19 protein-coding genes are annotated in these 21,219 nt (G+C 42.1%); 12 read left to right on the top strand and 7 right to left on the bottom strand.

Going from position 1 to position 21,219, the window contains the following annotated elements; translation table 11 throughout:
- Nucleotides 1–60 precede the first annotated feature (60 nt).
- From IPH84_07055 to IPH84_07040, 4 genes are all read left to right on the top strand, one after another.
- Nucleotides 61–1,494 (top strand): tetratricopeptide repeat protein, encoded by a 1,434-nt coding sequence (locus tag IPH84_07055; protein ID MBK7172979.1) that lies wholly within the window; start codon nucleotides 61–63, stop codon nucleotides 1,492–1,494.
- A 159-nt stretch (nucleotides 1,495–1,653) separates the two neighbouring features.
- Nucleotides 1,654–2,280: a DedA family protein gene (locus tag IPH84_07050; GenBank protein MBK7172978.1), complete on the top strand. Its 627-nt coding sequence runs from the start codon at nucleotides 1,654–1,656 to the stop codon at nucleotides 2,278–2,280.
- Nucleotides 2,281–2,337: 57 nt separating this feature from the next.
- The gene (locus IPH84_07045; GenBank protein MBK7172977.1) at nucleotides 2,338–3,096 is read left to right on the top strand and encodes a shikimate dehydrogenase; all 759 of its coding nucleotides are present in this window, start codon (nucleotides 2,338–2,340) and stop codon (nucleotides 3,094–3,096) included.
- 204 nt (nucleotides 3,097–3,300) lie between these two features.
- Nucleotides 3,301–3,612, top strand: a complete 312-nt coding sequence (locus IPH84_07040; GenBank protein MBK7172976.1) for a thiamine-binding protein — start codon at nucleotides 3,301–3,303, stop codon at nucleotides 3,610–3,612.
- Nucleotides 3,613–3,641: 29 nt separating this feature from the next.
- Here the strand turns inward: IPH84_07040 and IPH84_07035 are convergent, their stop codons facing one another.
- The 3 genes from IPH84_07035 to IPH84_07025 all read right to left on the bottom strand — a co-directional run bounded on the left by IPH84_07035 (nucleotide 3,642) and on the right by IPH84_07025 (nucleotide 6,069).
- On the bottom strand, nucleotides 3,642–3,887 hold the full coding sequence (locus tag IPH84_07035) for a DUF4342 domain-containing protein (GenBank protein MBK7172975.1): 246 nt from the start codon (nucleotides 3,885–3,887) through the stop codon (nucleotides 3,642–3,644).
- Nucleotides 3,888–3,962: 75 nt separating this feature from the next.
- Nucleotides 3,963–5,441, bottom strand: coding sequence for a T9SS type A sorting domain-containing protein (locus IPH84_07030; GenBank protein MBK7172974.1), 1,479 nt, complete (start codon nucleotides 5,439–5,441; stop codon nucleotides 3,963–3,965).
- Nucleotides 5,344–6,069: an Omp28-related outer membrane protein gene (locus tag IPH84_07025; protein MBK7172973.1), complete on the bottom strand. Its 726-nt coding sequence runs from the start codon at nucleotides 6,067–6,069 to the stop codon at nucleotides 5,344–5,346. Before IPH84_07025 ends, IPH84_07030 begins: the two co-directional genes overlap by 98 nt.
- A 326-nt stretch (nucleotides 6,070–6,395) precedes the next feature.
- On the opposite strand from IPH84_07025, the gene IPH84_07020 reads away from it, so the two are divergent.
- The 4 genes from IPH84_07020 to IPH84_07005 are packed head-to-tail and all read left to right on the top strand — an operon-like array spanning nucleotide 6,396 to nucleotide 8,911.
- Nucleotides 6,396–7,040 (top strand): zinc ABC transporter substrate-binding protein, encoded by a 645-nt coding sequence (locus IPH84_07020; protein ID MBK7172972.1) that lies wholly within the window; start codon nucleotides 6,396–6,398, stop codon nucleotides 7,038–7,040.
- Nucleotides 7,003–7,287, top strand: coding sequence for a zinc ABC transporter substrate-binding protein (locus IPH84_07015; protein MBK7172971.1), 285 nt, complete (start codon nucleotides 7,003–7,005; stop codon nucleotides 7,285–7,287). The genes IPH84_07020 and IPH84_07015 overlap by 38 nt, the downstream gene beginning before the upstream one ends.
- Before the next feature lie 27 nt (nucleotides 7,288–7,314).
- Nucleotides 7,315–8,070, top strand: coding sequence for an ABC transporter ATP-binding protein (locus IPH84_07010; GenBank protein MBK7172970.1), 756 nt, complete (start codon nucleotides 7,315–7,317; stop codon nucleotides 8,068–8,070).
- Nucleotides 8,063–8,911, top strand: a complete 849-nt coding sequence (locus IPH84_07005) for a metal ABC transporter permease (GenBank protein MBK7172969.1) — start codon at nucleotides 8,063–8,065, stop codon at nucleotides 8,909–8,911. Before IPH84_07010 ends, IPH84_07005 begins: the two co-directional genes overlap by 8 nt.
- A gap of 21 nt (nucleotides 8,912–8,932) precedes the next feature.
- On the opposite strand, the gene IPH84_07000 is transcribed toward IPH84_07005, so the two are convergent.
- The 3 genes from IPH84_07000 to pepE all read right to left on the bottom strand — a co-directional run bounded on the left by IPH84_07000 (nucleotide 8,933) and on the right by pepE (nucleotide 13,371).
- The gene (locus IPH84_07000; protein ID MBK7172968.1) at nucleotides 8,933–10,891 is read right to left on the bottom strand and encodes a LysM peptidoglycan-binding domain-containing protein; all 1,959 of its coding nucleotides are present in this window, start codon (nucleotides 10,889–10,891) and stop codon (nucleotides 8,933–8,935) included.
- 70 nt (nucleotides 10,892–10,961) lie between these two features.
- Nucleotides 10,962–12,491, bottom strand: a complete 1,530-nt coding sequence (guaA, locus tag IPH84_06995; protein ID MBK7172967.1) for a glutamine-hydrolyzing GMP synthase — start codon at nucleotides 12,489–12,491, stop codon at nucleotides 10,962–10,964.
- 160 nt (nucleotides 12,492–12,651) lie between these two features.
- Entirely contained in the window at nucleotides 12,652–13,371 is a 720-nt protein-coding gene (pepE, locus tag IPH84_06990) for a dipeptidase PepE (protein MBK7172966.1), read from the bottom strand.
- A 106-nt stretch (nucleotides 13,372–13,477) separates the two neighbouring features.
- Here pepE and IPH84_06985 point away from each other — a divergent pair, with 106 nt between their 5' ends.
- From IPH84_06985 to IPH84_06975, 3 genes are all read left to right on the top strand, one after another.
- A complete protein-coding gene (locus tag IPH84_06985; protein MBK7172965.1) occupies nucleotides 13,478–14,314 on the top strand; it encodes a DMT family transporter in 837 nt (278 codons plus the stop codon).
- Between the two features lie 66 nt (nucleotides 14,315–14,380).
- Nucleotides 14,381–14,722, top strand: coding sequence for a hypothetical protein (locus IPH84_06980; GenBank protein ID MBK7172964.1), 342 nt, complete (start codon nucleotides 14,381–14,383; stop codon nucleotides 14,720–14,722).
- On the top strand, nucleotides 14,655–15,518 hold the full coding sequence (locus IPH84_06975) for a 4-phosphoerythronate dehydrogenase (GenBank protein ID MBK7172963.1): 864 nt from the start codon (nucleotides 14,655–14,657) through the stop codon (nucleotides 15,516–15,518). Before IPH84_06980 ends, IPH84_06975 begins: the two co-directional genes overlap by 68 nt.
- Here IPH84_06975 and IPH84_06970 read toward each other — a convergent pair.
- Complete coding sequence (locus IPH84_06970; protein ID MBK7172962.1) at nucleotides 15,502–18,384, bottom strand: choice-of-anchor D domain-containing protein; 2,883 nt, start codon at nucleotides 18,382–18,384, stop codon at nucleotides 15,502–15,504. The genes IPH84_06975 and IPH84_06970 overlap by 17 nt on opposite strands.
- A gap of 249 nt (nucleotides 18,385–18,633) precedes the next feature.
- Here IPH84_06970 and IPH84_06965 point away from each other — a divergent pair, with 249 nt between their 5' ends.
- The gene (locus IPH84_06965; GenBank protein MBK7172961.1) at nucleotides 18,634–21,174 is read left to right on the top strand and encodes a DUF4982 domain-containing protein; all 2,541 of its coding nucleotides are present in this window, start codon (nucleotides 18,634–18,636) and stop codon (nucleotides 21,172–21,174) included.
- Nucleotides 21,175–21,219: the final 45 nt, after the last annotated feature.

Genomic DNA, 21,219 nt, shown 5'->3' with positions numbered 1-21,219 from the left:
AAAAGAGAATGGAGAGAGTGAAGATTTCTATTCTATATCGCTCCATTAAAATTATTATTTTTGCAAAATCTCAAATGGAGGATTCCCATGAAGCATGGATTTGATGAAGAGGAGGAATATATCCGCGAATTGCTGGAGCGATTTGAGGCCAGTCTGCATACAGGTGGTTTTACTTTTTTCGACAGCAATGAACTTGAAGACATCATTTATCACTATTTTTCAGCTGCTGATTTCCCAAAAGCATTTCAAGCGATACGCCATGCGTTGGACAGGTTTCCAACAGATATAACCTTTGAGGTGTTCCAGGCGCAATACCTGATGAATACAGGGGAGCCGCAGAAAGCACTTGCCAACCTGGACCGGCTTAAAAAGAGAGATCCAAGAAACCCTGACATTATGCTTACCAGGGCTTCAATTTTAGGGAGCATGAACCGGCATGAAGAAGCAATCCGTGAGTATATTAAAGCCCTTGATCATATCGATGATGATAAGGAAGAAATTTATACCGGTATTGCCTTTGAATATGAAAGTATTGGCAACTATGAAAAAGCAGTTGAGTATCTAAAACAAGCCCTTTATATAGAGGCTGGTAATGAAACGCTTCTATATGAGATCGGTTATTGTTATGATCTTGGGGGGATGAGTGAGCAGGCTGCTGAGTTTTTTGAAAGTATAGTCGACAAGAATCCATACTCAGATGTTGCCTGGTATAATCTTGGCCTGGCCTATACAGCGCTTGAACTTTTTGAGAAAGCGATTGATGCTTTTGACTTCTGTATTGCTATAGATCCCAGTTTCACCCCGGCCTATTTTAATAAAGCACAGGCTTATGAGCAGATGGAACGGTATCCGGAAGCGATAGCAGTATATAAAAGCACCCTTGAGTTTGAGAAACCTGATGCCATGGTATGGTATTATCTTGGTGACTGTTACGAGCGATTGGAAAAATATGAAACTGCTCTTGAAAACTACAGGAAATCTGTAAACATGGAAAAGCAGTTCTCCGATGCCTGGATGGGTATGGGAATATGTTTCAGTGAGCTCGACCAGAAGGCTGAGGCAATCGTTCATATGAAACAGGCGGTAAAGCTGGAACCTGAGAATCCCGAGTATTGGATTATTTTGGCCGACACGCTGATGGACGACGGACAATACCAGGAAGCAGAAGCGGCATTTATCAAGGTAACAGAGCTTGACCCTTATCATCAGGAAATCTGGCTCGACTATTCTGAATTCTTTATACAGGCACATTCTAACTATAGCAAAGCATTGGAGATTATAGAAGAGGGCACTTATTTTCAACCTCAGAATGCATTGCTTTCCTTCAGGAGGGTTGCCTATCTGCTCGAATCAGGGTATGAAAAGGAAGCCGTAAGGGAATTGTATATTGCCCTCTCACAGGATTATGATGGATTTCTTAGTTTGCTTGAATATTCGGAAAAAGCCCGTTTATCAAGTGCCATAAATGATGCGATACAACAATTCAAAGAATAGAATGATTCGGTATCTTCCTTTATCATAGGTACAATGATATTCAAGCAGGTTAAACAGGCAAGAGATCACTGAAAAATTTAATTGAGCCTTTTATTGTACCATCTGCATTAAAGACCTCCACCAAAAGAATAAAGATTAACAAACTTAGCAAATAGCTTTATGGGTATTACTGAATGGATTGCAGCCACTGCTGTAGCAATTATCGGAGCATCGGGATATCCCGGTATTTTTATTTTAATGACCCTGGAAAGCATGGTTTTCCCTGTTCCCAGTGAAGCCGTTATGCCATTCGCTGGTTTTCTGATTGTAGATGGCAGATTCACCTGGACCGGTGTAATAATGGCATCTACAATTGGAAGCATAGTTGGCTCTTTATTATCTTATGCCATCGGCTACTATGGCGGCAAACCTTTTATCCAGCGCTTTGGGAAATTCCTTCTTCTTAACACCCATCACCTTGAGTTATCGGAGAAGTTTTTTGCCAAACGAGGAGAAATTACCATTCTTATTTCGAGATTCATTCCTGTTGTCAGGCATCTCATCTCTATTCCAGCCGGATTCGGAAAAATGAATATCTGGACTTTCTCTCTTTATACCATTATTGGTGCCGGATGTTGGAATACATTTCTCACCTGGGTGGGATATGAGCTAAAGAATAACTGGACAGAAGTGATGACTTATAGCCATATCATCGATCTGTTTGTGGTTGGAGTTCTTGGAATCGCTGCCATTTACTACCTGTACAAAATCATTTCCTCGATGAGAGGAAATAAGGTAAGTTCATAATTCAGCGCTTTGTTGTTCATTTTCCTGCTTTGCCACTAACATTTCAAAATCAAAACAATGTCATTATATGGGTTAATAGGTCATCCTTTGACCCATTCATGGTCAGCAAAGTATTTCAACAAAAAGTTTGAAAATCTTGGATTGAATGACCACGAATACAGACTGTTTCCTTTAACTTCAGCAGACCAGTTTTTACAACTTATTCATGAATTCCCTGACCTTCAGGGCCTCAATGTTACGATTCCATTAAAGATCAGTATAATCCCATTTCTCCACCGACTTTCAGGTAGTGCCATGGAGGTAGGAGCTGTTAATTGCATTGAAATTAACAGATCGGGGTCTGAACCCTTGTTGATCGGGCACAATACTGATGTTACAGGATTTAGGAACAGCCTGCTCCCGCTATTAAATGACTCTCATAAACAGGCTCTGATTTTAGGGACCGGTGGAGCATCCAGGGCTGTTGCGAAAGTGTTATCCGACCTTAGTATTTCCTTCAAACTGGTTTCCCGCAACCCAGCCGGCACTGAAATCCTTAAATATGACCAGGTATCTAAGGGGGTTATTGACCAGTACACATTGATTATTAATACAACTCCTCTTGGAATGTATCCTCAAACAGGATTCAGTCCGGTAATCCCATATCAATATCTCGGGAATAAGCACCTCCTTTTTGACCTGGTCTATAATCCTGAAATCACATTATTCATGAAAAAGGGAACTGAGGCAGGAGCAAGGGTCTGTAATGGCTTGAAAATGCTTGAAATGCAGGCAGAGGCGAGTTGGGAGATTTGGGATGATTCGACGATTCGATAATTCGACGATTCGATAATTCGACTATTCGACAATTCGACAATTTCCCGAAGGGAAGCCTTTTGCTCAATAATACGACAATTTAGAAATTTAGAAATGTGAAGATTGGTATTAATTGCCCCTTCATAAGCTCACTCTAGTTCACTTTAGCTCACTTTAGCTCACTTTAGGCACTCCACTTCACTTTAACCCTCAAAGCCCAATATCATGTCAGTACTACTTCAATTTGCTATGTTTCCTACCGATAAAGGAATTAGTGCCAGTCCATGGGTAAGTAAGATCATTGAAATGGTCAGGGGTAGTGGATTTGAATACCGGCTGACAAGTATGGCTACTATTGTTGAGACTTCAACGCTTGCAGAAGCCCAGGAAATAGTTGAAAAAGCATATTCTCTGCTTGAACCTGAATGCGAGAGGGTTTATTGTACTATTTCTCTTGATATTCGAAAAGGCCCTATAGGTCGTTTGGAAGGCAAAATAGACTCTATAGAGCAGAAAATAGGCCCTGTTAAAAGATAGGTATCAATCCCAAGTTTTCTTTCCCGATCCTATTCTTCCTTACGGATCACTTCGATAGTGAAGTTAGCTGCAAGGGCTGCCAATGCCCCAACAGCGGCAAGGACAGGAACAATGATTGCCCCTATTAAACCAACAGTTACAGGGATTTCAATAAATGTTTTCCCTTGATCATCTTTAATGATAATCCTTGTTACATTTCCTTCATGAAGAAGTTCCCTGATCTTTTTGAGGAGTTCCTCCCCGTTTACTTTGAATTCATTTGAAGTAAATGCCATGGCGATAGAATTAAAAAACCAGGATAAAATTAATGTATTTTATCCTGGTTTCAGTTTATCCTTCAATTGCCTCTGCTAGTGCGACACAACAATTGTTTGTGATCCAACCACCCTTTTCCCATCAAGGAGAGTGCAAATATATTGTCCGGAAGCAAGTTGTGAGGTGTTGATTCTCACTTTTGAATCGCCGGCATTAACCTGGATATTCATTATCCTGGCTCCCAGTAAAGAAGTTACTTCCAATATAAGGTTCTTATCCGAAGTATTGAGGGATATCCAGGTATGATCATCGGCAGGGTTGGGATAATTCTGACCCATTAGTTTAGCCAGGGCATTTTCGTATTCCATGCCTGAAATTACCTCATTGAACCAGTCATAGGTAAGTTTTGTGATTTCATTCCTGACAGCAGTGGTACTTAACATTTCGAATCCAACTCCAAAGTATACAGCCTTATAGTTATTCTTTTCAACCCTAATAGCGGCACGTTTGGTATTGAGGTTTTTATAGAGGAAGATAGGCCTTGCCGGAGCAATCGTATCAATCTGTTCAGGATACATATTTCCAGCGTAAACATCAGTAACGGTTGAATTTCCTGCAGCTCCATATATTGCATCGCTGGTAACGGCTGTAATTTGGTTGTTTGCAGTACTGCCATCATCGATAAACCTGGCACACAAATAGTTAGTATAGAGATCGCGTGTAATGTCATTTCCATTGGAACCTGACTGTCCGCTCATGATATCCCAACCCACATCCTGGCCGGCCACAAGGACATGTCGACCTGAATTCAGAATAGCCTTAACAGCTTCTGCTTCTGCATCCTTGAAAGCAGGGAATGTCCATGCAACATTGTAGAAGATACTGTTCACATCCACCAAAGCTCCGTTAGCCACTGCTTTAACAAGTTGAGAAGCAGGAATGGCAGCATAGGTAGTACATCCGGCATAATCCAGGCCATCTGTGTAGGCAGCCTGATTATCAGACGTTTCCTGACCACCACTGCCATTTACTACCAATGTGGTAATTCCTGAAATTACAGAAACATCTGCAATTTTTTCAGGTGCACCCGGGAAAGCAGCCGATTTCATGGTAAACCGATACGTTGAAACTGCAGGAGTAGCCCCAGGTACCACTGAAAGGGTAATTGATTTGGTTTCATCCTGGTTCAAGGCTATGGTTGCTGATCCTGTATATTGGATTCCATCAACGGTAAAACTGTCATTCCATCCAGCAATGGCATCCAAAGGCTCAAAAGTCAATTCATAAAGTTCTCCTGAAGGAAGGGCTCCTACTACATCACAAGTAAAATCGCAGGGCATGGATTCAACACCCATCTTAAAATCAGTAACAACAGATGCTTTACCAATATAACGATTGGTTCCACCGATGGCTTCCACAACATCACCAGTTAAAACTTCCTGGTGACCTTCGGCAACATAAACAGCTACATGACAATTATCTACAATACATGGAATATTGTTGTATACAGCAGGAACAATATACGTATAGGTCCGGGTTACCAGGGTACCCTGGCTTGTAGTAGTTAACTTCATCTCCCCATTGGCCTGTGAGAAAGTAACGAAGCATGTGCATGTGGATATAATTGTTACCCATTCCTCCGCCGGTCTGCGGGCCAATTAAGCTATCCTGAAGCAGGGCTACGTTAATGAAATTTGAAGAAACAGTACTGCTTGCAGTATAATATAATTCAACATTGACAGTAAGTTCACGTGTCGCCTCATTAAAAGAAGATTCAATTCCAATATTAACAGGAGAAACCATGGCCATGATCTGATCGGCTGATGCACTCCATGATCCGCGGTTTAAGGCAGTAGATGTACTTCCTGCAAACACATGCCTGTTGACGGTTCCTGAAGGATAACCGGTTAACCCTGTTTGACCGGCAAGGGCATCTCCGAATGGAGTGCGGTAATCAGGCTCTGAGCCACTGGGAACCGCAAAAGACCCCTGGTGTATATTCATCAGGACCACACGACCTGGATTGGCGTTAGCAATACCTTGTGCAATACGGTGTCCGTCGGGGCAGTACTGACAATGAATACCTGTATACTCTTCCAATACCACATTTTTATTTTGTGGATCTGTGGAAACGAGATTCTGAGCATACATTGTGGAACTCACCAGTAGAATGGCAAAAAACGAAAGTAAAATTTTTCTCATAAGTGGTTGTTTTGGCTGGATTATAATTCAAAATTAAAATTTCCCTTCAATGGTTCTACAAATCGTGCAATTATTTATGATGATTCCTTCATATCACCATCATCTGCATATAACATGGTACCGTCAAATTCTGCAGTGATGAAGCTATTTAACTTGGGAATCCCTAAACTGGCAGAGAAAATCACCAGAATGGATTCAGTGAACTTCAAATTTCGTAAAACCTGGTAAAGGCTTCATCAAAAGGTATTTTCACACCATTTCAGTCTGATTGAATTGTCAGGTAATATTTGTATACAGGTAAATTGGGTTTAATTACCTTTGTAGCAATGAAAACAAAAATACATTCGAGCAGCTCATTTATCATTTTCCTCTTGATTGCAATATTGATAACTTCATGCAATCAAAAGGAAATAAATCACCAGAGCAGAAAGATCACGGTGAGTATTTTGCCTCAGAAGTTCCTTGTAGAACAACTTTGTGGGGATAATTTTGAAGTAAATGTACTTTTACCTCCAGGCGCGAATCATGAAACATTTGAACCGACGCCCGGAGATATGAGAAACCTGGAAAATGCAGAACTCTACATCTCAACAGGTCTGCTGGATTTTGAACGAAACTGGTTACCGCGGTTTACCGAGTCAAGAACCGGATTGGCAGTTATTAATACCAGTGAAGGCATTGATCTGTTGGGTGGACATCACCACGAAGATGCAGAAAACCACAATCACGAAGGTTCAGGGTTGGATCCCCATATCTGGCTTTCACCTTCAGCGATGAAACTCCAGGCAGGTACCATTGTGAATGCACTTAATAACATTGACTCTTCCAAAAAAGAGTCTTATAATTCCAATCTGATAGCTTTTAATCAGTTGATGGATTCAATTGATCATCGGATCAGGCAGATTCTTTCAGCCAGCCAGGGGAAAAGCTTTTATGATTTTTCATCCGGCACTTGCCTATTTTGCCCGTGATTATGGATTGACTCAAATAAGTATTGAAGAGGAAGGAAAAGAACCTTCAGCCATCAGGATCAAAGAATTGATTCAGCTTGCAAGAGAGAAAAACATTCACAGCATCCTGATATCAAAGGAATTTGATGTTCGTCATGCTGAAGCTATCGCAAAGGAATTAAATGCAAAAGTGATTGTATTTGACCCCATGGCCGGAAATTGGGATGAAAATATGATATTGCTGGCTAACCTTATTGCTCAAAACTGATTTAAACTATTTAGGATAACATACCCAATGACTGAACTTCTCCAACTGAATGATGTTTCTGCCGGTTATGACCAGGAGATTGTGCTTAGGGACGTAAATTTCAGGATATATGACCAGGATTTTATTGGAGTAATTGGACCTAATGGAGGAGGGAAGACCACTCTGATTAAAATTATTCTTGGCCTGGTAAAACCCTTGCAAGGTTTCGTAAAAAGGTATGATGACCGGCCGGGGAGTTTTGCAGGATACCTGCCTCAACAATCATTGGTAGACCGTAAGTTCCCGATAACAGTACTGGATATTGTTTTATCCGGGCTGATGTCGGAAAAAGGGAGTTTAGGCCGCTACAGTTCAGCCGACAGGAAAAAAGCCATGGAACTGCTTGATCAGATGGGAGTAGCCGGTTTAGCGAAAAGAACAGCGATGGAACTTTCCGGAGGTCAGTTACAACGTGTTTTTATCAGCAGGGCTTTGATATCGGCTCCAAGGTTACTGATCCTGGATGAGCCAAACACCTATGTTGACAATCGTTTTGAAAGTGACCTCTATGAATTGCTAGGGAAGCTTAATCAAAAAATGGCAATTATGATTGTATCCCATGATGTTGGCACAATCTCATATTTTGTGAAGACAATTGCCTGTGTCAACACTTATCTTCATTATCATAAATCCAATATCATTACAGAAGAGCAGCTGGCATCCTATAATTGTCCCTTACAGATCATCACCCACGGGGATGTACCTCATACCGTTCTTCAAAAACATGACCATCACCATGATTGATTTTTTTAATGGTATATTCGAATACCAATTTCTAAGGAATGCTATGTTAGCCGCTTTACTGGCGAGTATTTCCTGCGGAATTATCGGTTCGTATATTGTGGCCAGGAGGATGGTTTTTATCAGTGGAGGTATCACCCATGCTTCTTTTGGTGGAATTGGGTTAGGTTACTTTCTTGGAATTAATCCACTTATCGGAGCTTTTGTATTCAGCACTTTAACTGCCTTGGGAATCAGGGTTGCATCAAGGCGGAGCCTGATCAGGGAGGACTCAGCTATTGGCATACTTTGGTCATTGGGAATGGCTATCGGAATCATCTTTATTTTCCTCACGCCCGGGTATGCCCCCAATCTTATGACCTATCTTTTTGGGAGCCTGCTTACGGTAAGTACCCTGGATTTATATCTCATGGCCTTGCTTGCAGTTGTAACCCTCATTGTTTTTATCTTTTTTTACAGGATTATCCTCTTTGTATCTTTCGATGAGGAGTATGCCCGGTCGCACAATGCCCCTGTTGAAACCGTTAATTACCTGCTTTTCATCCTGGTTTCGATGGCCATTGTATTGCATATCAGGGTTGCAGGGATTATCCTTGTTATCTCTTTTCTCACCATTCCTCAATCCACTGCCAACCTGTTTGCCAAAGATCTCTCCAGGATCATTATTTATTCCATTTTCATCAGTTTCATGGGATCATTAGCAGGATTGGTAGCCTCCTATTATTTCAATATTCCTTCGGGGGCAACCATTATTTTCGTCTTTGTGTTGCTATTTCTTTTAGCCCGGACTTACAAATATTTCCAAAATAAAATAGCCAGAAAGCGCTTGCTTCCTGGCTCATAAACGTTATTGGTTAATCCAGAATTATTCTGCCTCAATCCATTTATAATCCTTAATCCTGATGATTTTACAGGAATAGTTCTGGAATCCGTCAGTAGTAGAATCACGGCTAAAATCAAAATCATATTGAAGTCCATCCATTTTGAAAGCCGGAAGACAGTTACTGAAGTCAGGTCCAAAATTCATTAATGCCTGGAAGAAATACCATCCCAGGTCATATCCGAGGAATGCTTGTTTATCCACTTCAGGTTCGGTATTGTAGAGTTGCCTGAACTGTTTCACAAAAAGTTTCACATTTTCGTCCTCATAATTAACATATGAAGTAGTAACCTGATGAAAATCAAGTTTTTCAAGAAATTCTGATTCAATATCAAGGTTTTCCCAGCCAGGAACTCCAATAAGTGTGATATCTTTTCCTTTTCCATAGTTATGTAGCAAGGAAACAAAGTTGGGAATATGAGATCTGTTTGCTGACAGCATAATCACAACATTTTTCTTATCGGGAGCAAGTGCTTTTGTAACTCCCTGAAATCCATCAGTCTGGTAGTTTACCTTTCTCATTTTTGTTGCAGGAATTTCTCCACCACCCTGCAAACCAGCGATTAACGACTCATAAAGGATACTTAATTCCTTCACTCCATTGCGTATAATCACAATATTGTCATCCTTGTATTTCTTTGAAACAAATGAAGCAATTTCATCAGCGATTGCTATTTCTGAAGGTTGTGCCTTGATTACAAAAGGATTTCCCTCTACGATCCTATCCCTTCGCGACAAGGGATTCACCATATTCATCTTATGCTTATTTGAATACCTGGAAGCCACCTCAAAACTCTTAACGAATAGCGGACCGATCACGAGGTCCATTGAAGCCAATTCATTTTTGTATAAAACCTTCTTAATTTTAAGGGAATCCGTTTCAGAATCAGCATCATATACATGGATCTTAGCATTAAAGCCAATTTTTCCCAGGGAATCTGCAGCCATTTTCAATCCACAATAGAACTGGAAATAATCAAAAGTTTTGAATTCAGTCAAAGGTTTGGCATTATCTTCAGTCTGAACCAGAATACTATCTGATTCTTCAAGGGCTAAAGGAAGCAGGAAAGCAATATGGTAAGTACGATTACGATTTGTGAGATTTATGCATGAATCCGGGATTATACCTGACACAGATTTACGGGTATTCAGAATTCTCTCTGTTTTATTTCCTTCTATCTTTTCAGTCTGTTCATTATTTAGTTTTTCTTGTTCTGCGACCTTATTTACTAACCTATTATCAGAACGAGGGATTTTTACCAGTTGATCAACTTTTAATCCTTCACGCGCATCAGGATTAAGCGTATAAAACTGTTCAACAGTAATATTATTTGCTTTTGAAAGGCTATACGCAGTTTGTCCGGGTTCCACTTTAATCATTTCATAGTCCTTTTCATCCGAATCAATCGTTTTGTTCAGGACAGTATTTTGTGCAGGAATAATGGGATCCGGATTTTTATCAGCCGATGAAGATGGAATCTTTAGTTCCATACCTTCCTGGAGTGCAGTAATGCCTGGATTCGCCCTAAGCAAGTCTTCGACAGTGATATTAAACTTTTTGGAAATCCCATAAAGCGTTTCCTTCTTCTTTACGACATATGTTTTTTCACTAATAACAGAAGGTTTTGCAATTTCTGATTTAGCTGAAGGTTCAGGTTCAGGGGTGATTTCTTCCACTTCCCGTTTAGGGATCCTAAGTACCTGGTCAACCTTGAGACCTTCCTGTAGAAAAGGATTTTCTGCAATCAGTTCATTCTTTGAAACATTATAGGCTTTGGTTATGGCAGTAATGGTTTCACCGGATTTTACAAAATGCAGGTAATAAGGATTCCCTTTATACTGCTCGACAACTGCAGATCTTCTTACCACAGGATCCTGGGCATAGACAGGCCATTGCAAAAGCAAGAGAGTTAGAATAGAAAGAAGTAAAAATCTGCTTTTCATGCTGGATAGTTTTGACTTTGAAGACTCAGTCCATGCGGATCTGAGAAAACGGAGCCTGGTTCCCGGGATATTATTCCCATTCAATAGTGGCTGGAGGTTTGGAGCTGATATCATAAACCACCCGGTTTACCCCTTTAACTTTATTGATAATCTCACTTGAGATGGCAGCAAGAAATTCGTAAGGAAGATGTGACCAGTCGGCTGTCATTCCATCTGTAGAACCGACAGCTCTTAATGCGACTACATTCTCATAGGTCCGTTCGTCACCCATCACCCCTACTGAATGCACAGGTAAAAGTATTGTACCGGCTTGCCAGACTTTGTCATATAAGCCATGGCTTTTCAGGCCTTCGATATAGATGTAATCCGCTTCCTGGAGAGTTTTGACTTTATCAGCGGTGACATCCCCTAATATCCTGATACCAAGTCCGGGACCCGGAAAAGGGTGACGATTCAAAATATCCGGTTCCAGTCCGAGAGTTTTGCCTACTCTTCTGACTTCATCTTTGAAAAGACTTTTGAGCGGTTCCACCACTTTGAGTTTCATATAATCAGGCAAACCACCCACATTATGATGGGATTTGATGGTAGCAGAAGGTCCTTTAACGGAAACCGATTCGATCACATCAGGGTAAATAGTACCCTGGGCAAGCCATTTAACATCGCGAATATAATGGGCTTCGGAATCGAAAACATCAATGAAGGTTTTACCGATAGCCTTTCTTTTCAACTCAGGGTCTGTGATACCTTTCAGTGCTGTATAGAAAAGTCCTTTGGCATCGACTCCCTTTACATTTAAACCCATATGCTGATATGAATCCAGGACAGATTCAAATTCATTCTTTCTTAATAAGCCATTATCCACAAAGATGCAGTGGAGTTGAGTACCTATAGCTTTATGCAGTAAGAGCGCAGCAACGGAAGAATCTACCCCACCTGACAATCCGAGCACAACCTTATCGGTCCCGATTTGTTTGCGGAGGTCCTCAACTGTACTTTCTACAAACTGGTCGGGAGTCCATGATTGGCTGCATCCACAGATGCCAACAACAAAGTTTTTCAATAATACTGATCCTTCAACTGAATGGTAAACTTCAGGATGGAACTGGATACCGTAAGAAGGTTCTCCTTCTATTTTGAAACCTGCTATTTCAACATCGCGGGTGCTGGCAATGATTTGAAATGACCCTGGTATTGATTGAATGGTATCGCCATGCGACATCCACACCTGGCTACCTGGAGTCATACCTTGCAAAAGTTCATTCTCAGTATGAATGAATTCAAGGTTTGCCCTGCCATATTCGCGTGTATTTGAGGCTTGTACATCCCCACCGCTAATTTGCGACAGATACTGGGCTCCGTAACATACCCCCAATAATGGTAAATTACCTTTGATACCTGCCAAATCAGGAGCAGGGGAGCCTGAATCACGGACTGAAAAAGGGCTTCCGGAAAGAATAACGCCTTTAATATCAGGTGTGATGGCAGGAAAATGATTGAAAGGATGTATTTCACAATAGACATTCAGCTCTCGTACCCTCCTGGCTATCAGCTGGGTATATTGAGATCCGAAATCAAGAATCAGGATGGTTTCATGCATGCCGCAAAGATAGAAAGAAAGCAGAACCAATATCTTTGTTGGCTAACAGATTCTACCAGAAGAAAACAAAAATTTCCCTGACTTGAAAAGGATGCGGAAGTTCTCCAGTACGTCACTTCGGAAGCACGTTCAACTTTTGAACCCGGTCAAATCATCAGAATCAAACAGCAGGATGAAGAAGGAAATCCAGGTCTTGTCCACCATCTACTTCGATAGGAGGATTATGATAATGGAAAATCCTCATAGGGCGGCTACCTTTCAGAAACAGGTGACCATATTCATAATACAGGGCACAAGCTTCCCGAAGCCCAACCACGTTGATATTCCGGTTAACTTCAAGGAATTCTACTATACGCTGTTCGCGGGTTTCACCTCCATGGCCTTCCGGATTGATATCAAGATAGTGAGGGTTTATCTGGAATGGAACCAGGTTTAAGGTATCAAAACTGGCAGGCTGAACAATGGGCATATCGTTGGTAGTCTTCATACTTGGGCAGGCTACATTGGAACCTGCACTCCAGCCAATAAAGGGTGTACCAGCCAGTACTTTTGCCCTGATAGGAGCCATAATTCCTTTATCATGCATGAGTTGAACCAGTCTAAAGGTGTTTCCCCCTCCAACAACAATACAATCAGCTTCCTGAACGGCTTGCACCGGGTCGGACTGCGTATGGATGGATACTACTTCGCAATTGAAAAGCGAAAATACGTTTCGTACTCTGTCAGTATAATCATTAAAGTTAATGGTTACCCCTGCATAAGGGATAAACAGGCACTTCCGGACTTCAAATTTATCCAGAAATTCCTTAATGATTTGCTTTGGCCAGCCCAGGTATTCTTCACCGGCATTGGTAGAGTTGCTCAAAAGCAGTAATTTCATCGCATCAATAGGTATCATATCTTCCTGTTTGTTGGGAAGCCAAATATAACTAAATCCCTGAACCGAAAAAGTGAAGCCAGGCCAAAACAATAAAAAAGCTATCAGTATGCTGTGGATTACTGCAGCTATCTGGGGTTTTGCCTTTGTAGCGCAGCGAAAAGGGATGGAATTTATTGGCCCTTTTACCTTTAATGGCATCAGGTTTGCCCTGGGGAGCCTCTCACTGCTTCCGCTATTGATCTATTTAAAACCTGAAAAATCCGAAATTACATCCACTAACTTCAGTCATCTGAAAGCGGGGATTATTGCAGGTGTCGTCCTGTTCATCGGGGCATCTCTTCAGCAGGCAGGAATGGTGTGGACCTCAGCAGGAAAAGCAGGATTTATCACCGGATTGTATGTGATTTTTGTCCCGATACTCGGAATACTTATCGGCCAGCATATACACAAGTATACCTGGGCAGGGGCAATACTGGCAGTAGCAGGACTTTTTCTACTTACAGTAAATGAAAAACTGAGCATTAGCAAAGGTGATTTGCTGATATTGATTTCTGCTGTTTTCTGGGCAGTTCATGTTCAATTGATCAATCGACTGGTTGTCAACCATTCACCACTTAAGATTTCTGTTATTCAATTTGCTGTCTGTGCCATTCTCAGCTTATTTACTGCTGGCCTCATTGAAACCATTGAATACCAGCCCATTCTGGATGCAGCTCTACCCCTCTTATATGGCGGACTGATGTCAGTAGGAATTGCTTACACCTTACAGGTATTTGCCCAGCGGCATGTACATCCGACTTATGCAACGATTATCCTGAGCTTTGAAACTGTATTTGCTGCTATCGGTGGATGGTTATTGCTTGGTGAAACGCTTTCTTTTCAGGGTCTAATGGGTTGTATGCTGATGCTTGGGGGGATGTGGGTAGTACAGAAGGGGCAATAAGTATAGAATTGATGTTTACCTTTGTATCACTATTGGGAATAAGCCTTTCCATAAATAACCACAAGGATGTTGAAAATCATTGCAGACAAGAGCATACCTTTTCTTAAAGATGTCCTTGAACCCTATGCTGAGGTGCGATACCTGCCTGCAACTTCAATTACAAATGAAGCTGTCAGGGAAGCTGACGCCATACTCATCCGGACCCGCACAATCTGCAATGAAGCTCTTCTTCATGATACGAGGGTAAGGTTCATCGGAACCGCAACTATAGGCTTTGATCATATCGACACTCATTACTGCGAGAAACATCATATTAAATGGGCGAATGCACCAGGTTGCAATGCTTCATCTGTCAGCCAGTATGTATTATCGGCGTTTATTGAACTGGCATTGGACACCAAAACTTGACCTTCATGAGCATACTTTAGGAATTATTGGCCTGGGGAATGTTGGGACAAAAGTAAAAAAAGTTGCTGAACTGCTTGGTTTAAATATTTTAGTCAATGACCCCCCAAGGGAGAGAAACGAAGGAAAAGGGTTTTTCATTGATTTGGATACTCTGCTGGAACAATCAGATATCATTAGCCTTCATGTTCCTTTATACATTACAGGCATTGATAAAACCTTTCATCTTATAAATGATGGGAATCTTGAGAAAATGAAAAATGGCGCCATTTTGATCAACACATCCAGGGGTGAGGTAGTTGATTCACAAGCTTTGAAAGCCTCTTTAAAAACCAGGAAAATTTCTTCATCAATCCTGGATGTATGGGAAAATGAACCATTCCCTGATCCTGAATTGATAGAATTGGCTTTTATCGCCACTCCTCACATAGCTGGCTACTCTCTTGACGGGAAAGCCAACGGAACATCAATCGTGGTGAATGCACTTTCAGATTTTTTTGATTTGCCGTTAAAAAAATGGCATCCCTCTGAAGTCCAGCCACCTGTTTATCCGGAAATCGGAATCGACAACCTGTCTGTAAACTATTTAGACCAACTTGCTTCAGTCATCCGGGAAGTTTATGACATCAGGGCTGAAGATAAAAACTTCCGTCAGTCACCTGATAATTTCGAGTCTATAAGGAACAATTACCCTTTAAGAAGGGAGTATCCAGCTTATAAAATTATTGCGGAAAAAGCAGATCCTAAAATAACAGATCTATTGATTAAACTGGGTTTTCAGCTTAATCCACTGCAGTAAATACAATTTTACAATTCCCACTACTTTTTGCAGAGATCCATTCCAGCAGAAACATTCCTGTAACATTGGCAGGGATATTCAACTCGTTTCTGTCCAGGATAACCTTTTCCCCGGTAGTCTTAATATGCTTTTGAAAGACCATTTTTCCAGAAAGATCAAGAATTCTCATAGTAAATTCTTCAGGATAATAAACTGACAGCCTGTTACTGCATGGATTAGGAATTGCAATAAATCGCGTCTCAGGCATTGATTCCGGCTTGCCCACAAAAGGATCAAACCCTCCCGAGAAACAGTACACCCCTCCTTCCCTATCGCCAACTACCAATTCCATGGTTCCGTCTCCCACTATATCAGGGATGGAATGCAAAGCATCTACCGGATCAGGGATTCCTTCCGATTTAAGGATGTTACCATTCGCACCATTCAGGAAATAGGCATTATTATTGGTAAACAAGGTGCCCGCTCCGACATCATTGATCCCATCACGGTTGATATCCCCCATGTTAGTTACCGTCCAGCACTTGTCTGCCAGGGTTCTTGTCCAGATGTATGAAGCACTGAAACCATCCACTATCATGGCATTGGTGCCACTGTGAGCCACCAGGAAATCCCGGTATCCATCCTTATTCATATCGCCGATGGACTCGAATCTGAGGATGATGACATTACCAATCATAAGCTGCTTTAACTGAGCACCATTCACCGTATTATGAAAGTAGATATGCCCGCTGAAATCACCGGAAGCCACATCCCTTTTTCCATCGCCATTGATATCGTCGAGTTGAATCAATGCCCAGGTAGAAGTCCCTGCCGGAATTGAAGTCCATTTGACGATGCCGGTTGACCCATCGATACCATAAACCCTTCCTTCATTTTCATTGGCATTACTCCCACCGGCAAGGACATCCGGTTTGCCATCACCTGTAAAATCCTCAATTCCAATGACTGAAAACAAGGGCCCTACTGTAACTGTTTTCCATAGAGGAACGCCTGTATGACCGTTCAGGCAATAAACCCTCTTAGGCCCTGTCCCATTACCATCGTCGCCTGTAGCAGCTAATACATCCGGGAAGCCATCATTATTATAGTCATATTGGGCATCTACCTGGTAAACCCAGCCGCCATTACCATACTCATGCGTATCATGCTTCCATATCTGTGCCCCGGTTTTACCGGAAAGAGCCACAATTGAGCAGTCGCCCCAGGCAGTGCCGGCAATTACATCTTCATATCCGTCAAGGTTGATATCAGGGATGGTGGTAAGTGCATTCTGCTGATAAACAGCACCAGAAGGGATGTTAGTAGCCCACAGCACATCACCAACACCAGAGGCATTTCCATTAAAACAGCGGATGGTATTATCTTCTGATGCAATGATCACGTCATCAACGCTATCACCTGTAATATCGGTAACAGGATAAATAGCTTTGGGACTATTATCAAAAGAACTGTTGATAGTATAATGCCACAGGGAGGTCCCCATTGGGTAATTCTCAACTACTCCTTGTCCATTGAGGTCAAGTTGGACAGGGCTTTGAGATGCATCATTCGAATAAAGATAGAGCGTTGAAGGATAGGCAGAAGCTTCCGTAGGGTGAAACCATATACCCAGGTAAGTCGTTTCCAGCGTAGCTACTGAAATGGGAAAGATCACTGACTCATCAAAGAAAAAATGTTCATCAGAAAAAGTGCCTTGCGTTAATGATAAAACCTGGTTACCCATATTTGCAACAGGTAAAAGCCAGCGCGAATAAGCACCTGCACGTCTCTCACCATAATCGTGGCTATCGTCGGAAAGTTCAATATGGGGACCGGCATACACAGCCTGCCCGGTGAGTGTTACGTTCACAGAGGGATGAATCGGATCGTTGGATAGTATTGTAACGACAGCATTCAATGGGCCCATTGACAGTGGACTATATACCATGGGAATATTTACGGAATTCCCGGGAGTGACAGTAGCCGGGGTATTAAAACCGGTACTGATTCCCTGTCCTGATGGGATATTTACTGCATTAATAACTAAATTGGCAGTTCCTGTATTCTGTACCTGGCAGTTCCAGGTGGAGGAATTACCAATAGTAACCGTTCCATAATTATGACTGTTCGAAGGGATATTGATAGCGGGTGTTCCGGAACCAGATAAATCCACTTTATATAAGGTACTGCTCGAACCCAGTTGTCCATCGCAGTACCATAGATAACTTCCATCCCAAACAATCCCTGAGGGGTTAATTGACTGCGAAGGATGACTTTCAATGAGCGAACCGGTATTACTCACCTTATAAAGAGTGTTTCCGTAATAATCGGCAATCCAAAGGTCGTTTCCCTGCATGCAGATATCCCATGTCTGGGCACCGGGAGGGGCAAATTGTGAGAGGATTGTACCTGATGAGTTTACATGGTAGATCATTCCCGGATCGGGGTAGTAGGTACCTACCCAATAGGTTCCATTATCATAAGCCACTCCCGACATATAATGATCGGGCAGGGTAATGCTGTTGACCTGTGCTCCGGCCATTGAAAACTCAATAATAGAAGAGGGTTGTGAGGAACTTGAAGGTTGCTTGACAGTAAGAAGGTTCGGACTTTTAAATGAGAGTCCATAAGCATCATCAAAAGGACCTGAGCATTGCAAAACACTCGTCCCATTTGACGGATTAAACTTATAAACCTGGTTACCATTTACCCCATAAATACCTGAATAAATGTACGTTCCATCCCAGGCCAGTCCTGATGCTTTCCCCGGAATTGTATAAGATGCAACAATTGACCATGAAGAGGGTGCCTGCTGGCTAAAAAGACTTTGAGAAACAGCAAACAGAAGGAAAGCAGCAAAGAAGAAGGTTAACCGTGGACTTGTCATCTTGTTCGCGTTTTAGGTGAATCATTCTGTCAATAAATTTAGTGAAACAAGATGCATAAGTTACATAAGTGTAAAGAAATATGGCTGTTGGAGTTGCACCTTAGCGTATATGCACTTAAACCTGCCATTATAACCGGTGAGCAGTCTGAAATCCTCTATTTTTATACCTTTGGTTACCCTCTTTTGAAACCATTGTTCCACAAGAAATATCCGTTATCCATGAAACAAACAGGCAAATTTTCGATTTCCATGCCTATTTACTTAAAGATAGTAACCCTGTTCTTCCTTTTAGGCAGTTTTCAGGTACAGGCGCAGCTAGCCGAAAGAGATAAGATATTGAGAGAAGGGAATGTCCGCGTAATGTCATTTGATGAGGACTGGTCATTTTCAAGGTTTGGGCTGCAACCTGATGGAAACAGCATTCCTGAACCTGACGGGATATCAGCAGCCGGCTACGATGATGCCAAATGGCGAAAATTGAATATTCCGCATGACTGGGCTATAGAAGGTCCATTCCGTATTGACCTTGCCGGGGAAACCGGGAAACTCCCCTACAGAGGCATTGGCTGGTACAGGAAACACTTCATCCTGCCAAAAGAATATTCAGGGAAAAAGGTTTATGTTGATTTCGACGGTGCCATGGCATATGCACAAATCTGGCTCAATGGTCAGTATGTCGGAACATGGCCTTATGGTTACAGTTCTTTCAGAATGGATTTAACTCCCTATCTGCATGCTAACGGAACTAATGTAATGGCTGTCAGGCTGGATACCGAAAAATGGGAATCCCGGTGGTATCCCGGAGCCGGAATCTATCGTCATGTCTGGCTGCTGGCTACAGAAGATGTTCATACAGCACATTGGGGAACCTTTATTACAACACCACAGGTTGATAAAGAAGCCGCTACAGTAAAACTCAGCCTAAATGTAGAAAACAATTCAGAAAAGTCTGAAATCATCACGGTTGCAACTTATATCCATGAATTAAATGTGGATCAGGTAGTTGGCAGGAAAGTAGCAGAAACCGGGCGCAGGGAAATAAGCCTGAAAGCCAATAGTATTCATGAAGAGATCTTTTCTACCACCATACAGAATCCAAAACTATGGAGTATCGAAACTCCTGAGAGATATGTGGCTGTAACAAACATTATGCAATCAGGCAGGCAGGTAGATAGTTATACTACTTTTTTTGGGATCAGGTCAATAGAATTTACTGCCCGAAATGGATTTCTCCTGAACGGGAAGAGGGTAAAAATACAGGGAACCTGCAACCATCATGACCTGGGTGCCCTGGGTGCTGCAATTAATACTTCAGCTTTGAAGCGCCAGCTGATGATTCTGAAGGAGATGGGATGTAATTCATTGCGGACTTCACACAACCCACCGGCACCGGAATTACTGGAACTTGCTGACCAAATGGGTTTTCTCGTATGGGACGAGGCATTTGATACATGGAAAACAGGTAAAAGGAACTGGGATTACAATAAACTTTATGATGAATGGCATGAGAAAGATTTAAAAGCGATGGTTCACCGCGACAGAAACCATCCTTCTGTCTTTATATGGTCGATCGGAAATGAGGTTATGGATCAGCAGAACATTGAAATGACAAAGCACCTGGCAGATATCGTAAAAAGGGAAGATCCGACACGCCCTGTTTCGAACGGGTACAACGATCCTGACAACAGCAGGCAGGTAGGGTCGGTGCTGGCCCTCGATATCATGGGGGTCAATTACTTTTTCTCTCAGCAGCCGAAATGGGACCAGGATCCCAGGTATGCCAATATGCCAACCATCGGGAGTGAAACCTCTTCGTGTGTAACCTCCCGTGGAGAATACTTTTTTGGAACGGAGTACAAAAACTGGCAGATATCCAGTTATGATAAAGCCCATCCTGACTGGGGCTGCAACCCCGATGACCAATTCAGGGTGAATGCCCGCTTTCCGCATTTACTGGGAGAATATGTATGGACAGGTTTTGACTACCTTGGAGAACCTACCCCCTATTATTCTGACGAGGTAAACCTGCTGAATTTCAGAAACGATCCGCAGAAAAGAGCTGAACTGGAGGAGAAGCTTAAAGAGATTGGCAAGAAGAATCCACCCTCGAGAAGCAGCTATTTTGGCATTATTGATCTTGCCGGCTTCCCAAAAGACAGGTTCTACCTTTATCAGTCGCAATGGCGGCCGGAATTGCCAATGGCGCATATTCTTCCTCACTGGAACTGGCCGGAGAGGATTGATTCAATAACCCCTGTTCACGTTTACAGCTCAGGCGATGAAGCCGAACTTTTCCTGAATAACCAGAGCCAGGGACGAGTCAAAAAAGTTGAAGGACAGGATTTCAGATTTGAATGGAATCAGGTAAAATACCAACCGGGAGAACTAAAGGTTGTTGTTTACAAGAATGGGGAAATATGGGCAACTAACCGTGCAAAAACAACAGGGCAGGCAACAACTTTAAAAATGTCTGCAGATAAGAAGGCCATCAAGGCAGATGGTTCTGAGTATGCATTTATCACGGTGGACATTACTGATAATGAAGGAAATGTTGTTCCGCGAACCCATCCTGAAATAGAATTTAGCCTGACTGGCCCTGGTGAAATTGTAGCGACTGATAATGGTAATGCAATCGACTATACACCTTTTACCAGTCAAAAAAGAGAAGCCTATAACGGAAAAGTACTGGTTATCATCAGGGGGAAGAAAGGAGCCGGCGGGAAAATCAATATACAGGCGCATAGTTCAGGCCTGAAGAGTGGAAGTATTAGTGTCAGTAGCATTCAATAAGGCAAGGTTACTATTCATCATCAAGATATGAATTTAGCCAGGTAC

Source organism: Bacteroidales bacterium, assembly GCA_016707785.1.
GTDB lineage: Bacteria > Bacteroidota > Bacteroidia > Bacteroidales > UBA4417 > UBA4417.
The sequence above is the reverse complement of the archived record's forward strand: the minus strand, read 5'-3'. Positions and strand labels throughout refer to the sequence as shown.

What these genes read in the sequence shown, in the direction of transcription:
- IPH84_07050 (MBK7172978.1), top strand. Translation starts at nt 1,654, where the DNA reads ATGGGTATTACTGAATGGATTGCAGCCACTGCTGTAGCAATTATCGGA.
- IPH84_07015 (MBK7172971.1), top strand. Translation starts at nt 7,003, where the DNA reads ATGATTTTTCATCCGGCACTTGCCTATTTTGCCCGTGATTATGGATTG.
- IPH84_06980 (MBK7172964.1), top strand. Translation starts at nt 14,381, where the DNA reads ATGTTGAAAATCATTGCAGACAAGAGCATACCTTTTCTTAAAGATGTC.
- IPH84_06965 (MBK7172961.1), top strand. Translation starts at nt 18,634, where the DNA reads ATGCCTATTTACTTAAAGATAGTAACCCTGTTCTTCCTTTTAGGCAGT.
- IPH84_07035 (MBK7172975.1), bottom strand. Translation starts at nt 3,887, where the DNA reads ATGGCATTTACTTCAAATGAATTCAAAGTAAACGGGGAGGAACTCCTC.
- IPH84_07045 (MBK7172977.1), top strand. Translation starts at nt 2,338, where the DNA reads ATGTCATTATATGGGTTAATAGGTCATCCTTTGACCCATTCATGGTCA.
- IPH84_07030 (MBK7172974.1), bottom strand. Translation starts at nt 5,441, where the DNA reads ATGAAGTTAACTACTACAAGCCAGGGTACCCTGGTAACCCGGACCTAT.
- IPH84_07010 (MBK7172970.1), top strand. Translation starts at nt 7,315, where the DNA reads ATGACTGAACTTCTCCAACTGAATGATGTTTCTGCCGGTTATGACCAG.
- IPH84_07005 (MBK7172969.1), top strand. Translation starts at nt 8,063, where the DNA reads ATGATTGATTTTTTTAATGGTATATTCGAATACCAATTTCTAAGGAAT.
- IPH84_07040 (MBK7172976.1), top strand. Translation starts at nt 3,301, where the DNA reads ATGTCAGTACTACTTCAATTTGCTATGTTTCCTACCGATAAAGGAATT.
- IPH84_06985 (MBK7172965.1), top strand. Translation starts at nt 13,478, where the DNA reads ATGCTGTGGATTACTGCAGCTATCTGGGGTTTTGCCTTTGTAGCGCAG.
- IPH84_07000 (MBK7172968.1), bottom strand. Translation starts at nt 10,891, where the DNA reads ATGAAAAGCAGATTTTTACTTCTTTCTATTCTAACTCTCTTGCTTTTG.
- IPH84_07020 (MBK7172972.1), top strand. Translation starts at nt 6,396, where the DNA reads ATGAAAACAAAAATACATTCGAGCAGCTCATTTATCATTTTCCTCTTG.
- IPH84_06970 (MBK7172962.1), bottom strand. Translation starts at nt 18,384, where the DNA reads ATGACAAGTCCACGGTTAACCTTCTTCTTTGCTGCTTTCCTTCTGTTT.
- guaA (MBK7172967.1), bottom strand. Translation starts at nt 12,491, where the DNA reads ATGCATGAAACCATCCTGATTCTTGATTTCGGATCTCAATATACCCAG.
- pepE (MBK7172966.1), bottom strand. Translation starts at nt 13,371, where the DNA reads ATGAAATTACTGCTTTTGAGCAACTCTACCAATGCCGGTGAAGAATAC.
- IPH84_07025 (MBK7172973.1), bottom strand. Translation starts at nt 6,069, where the DNA reads ATGAGAAAAATTTTACTTTCGTTTTTTGCCATTCTACTGGTGAGTTCC.
- IPH84_06975 (MBK7172963.1), top strand. Translation starts at nt 14,655, where the DNA reads ATGCTTCATCTGTCAGCCAGTATGTATTATCGGCGTTTATTGAACTGG.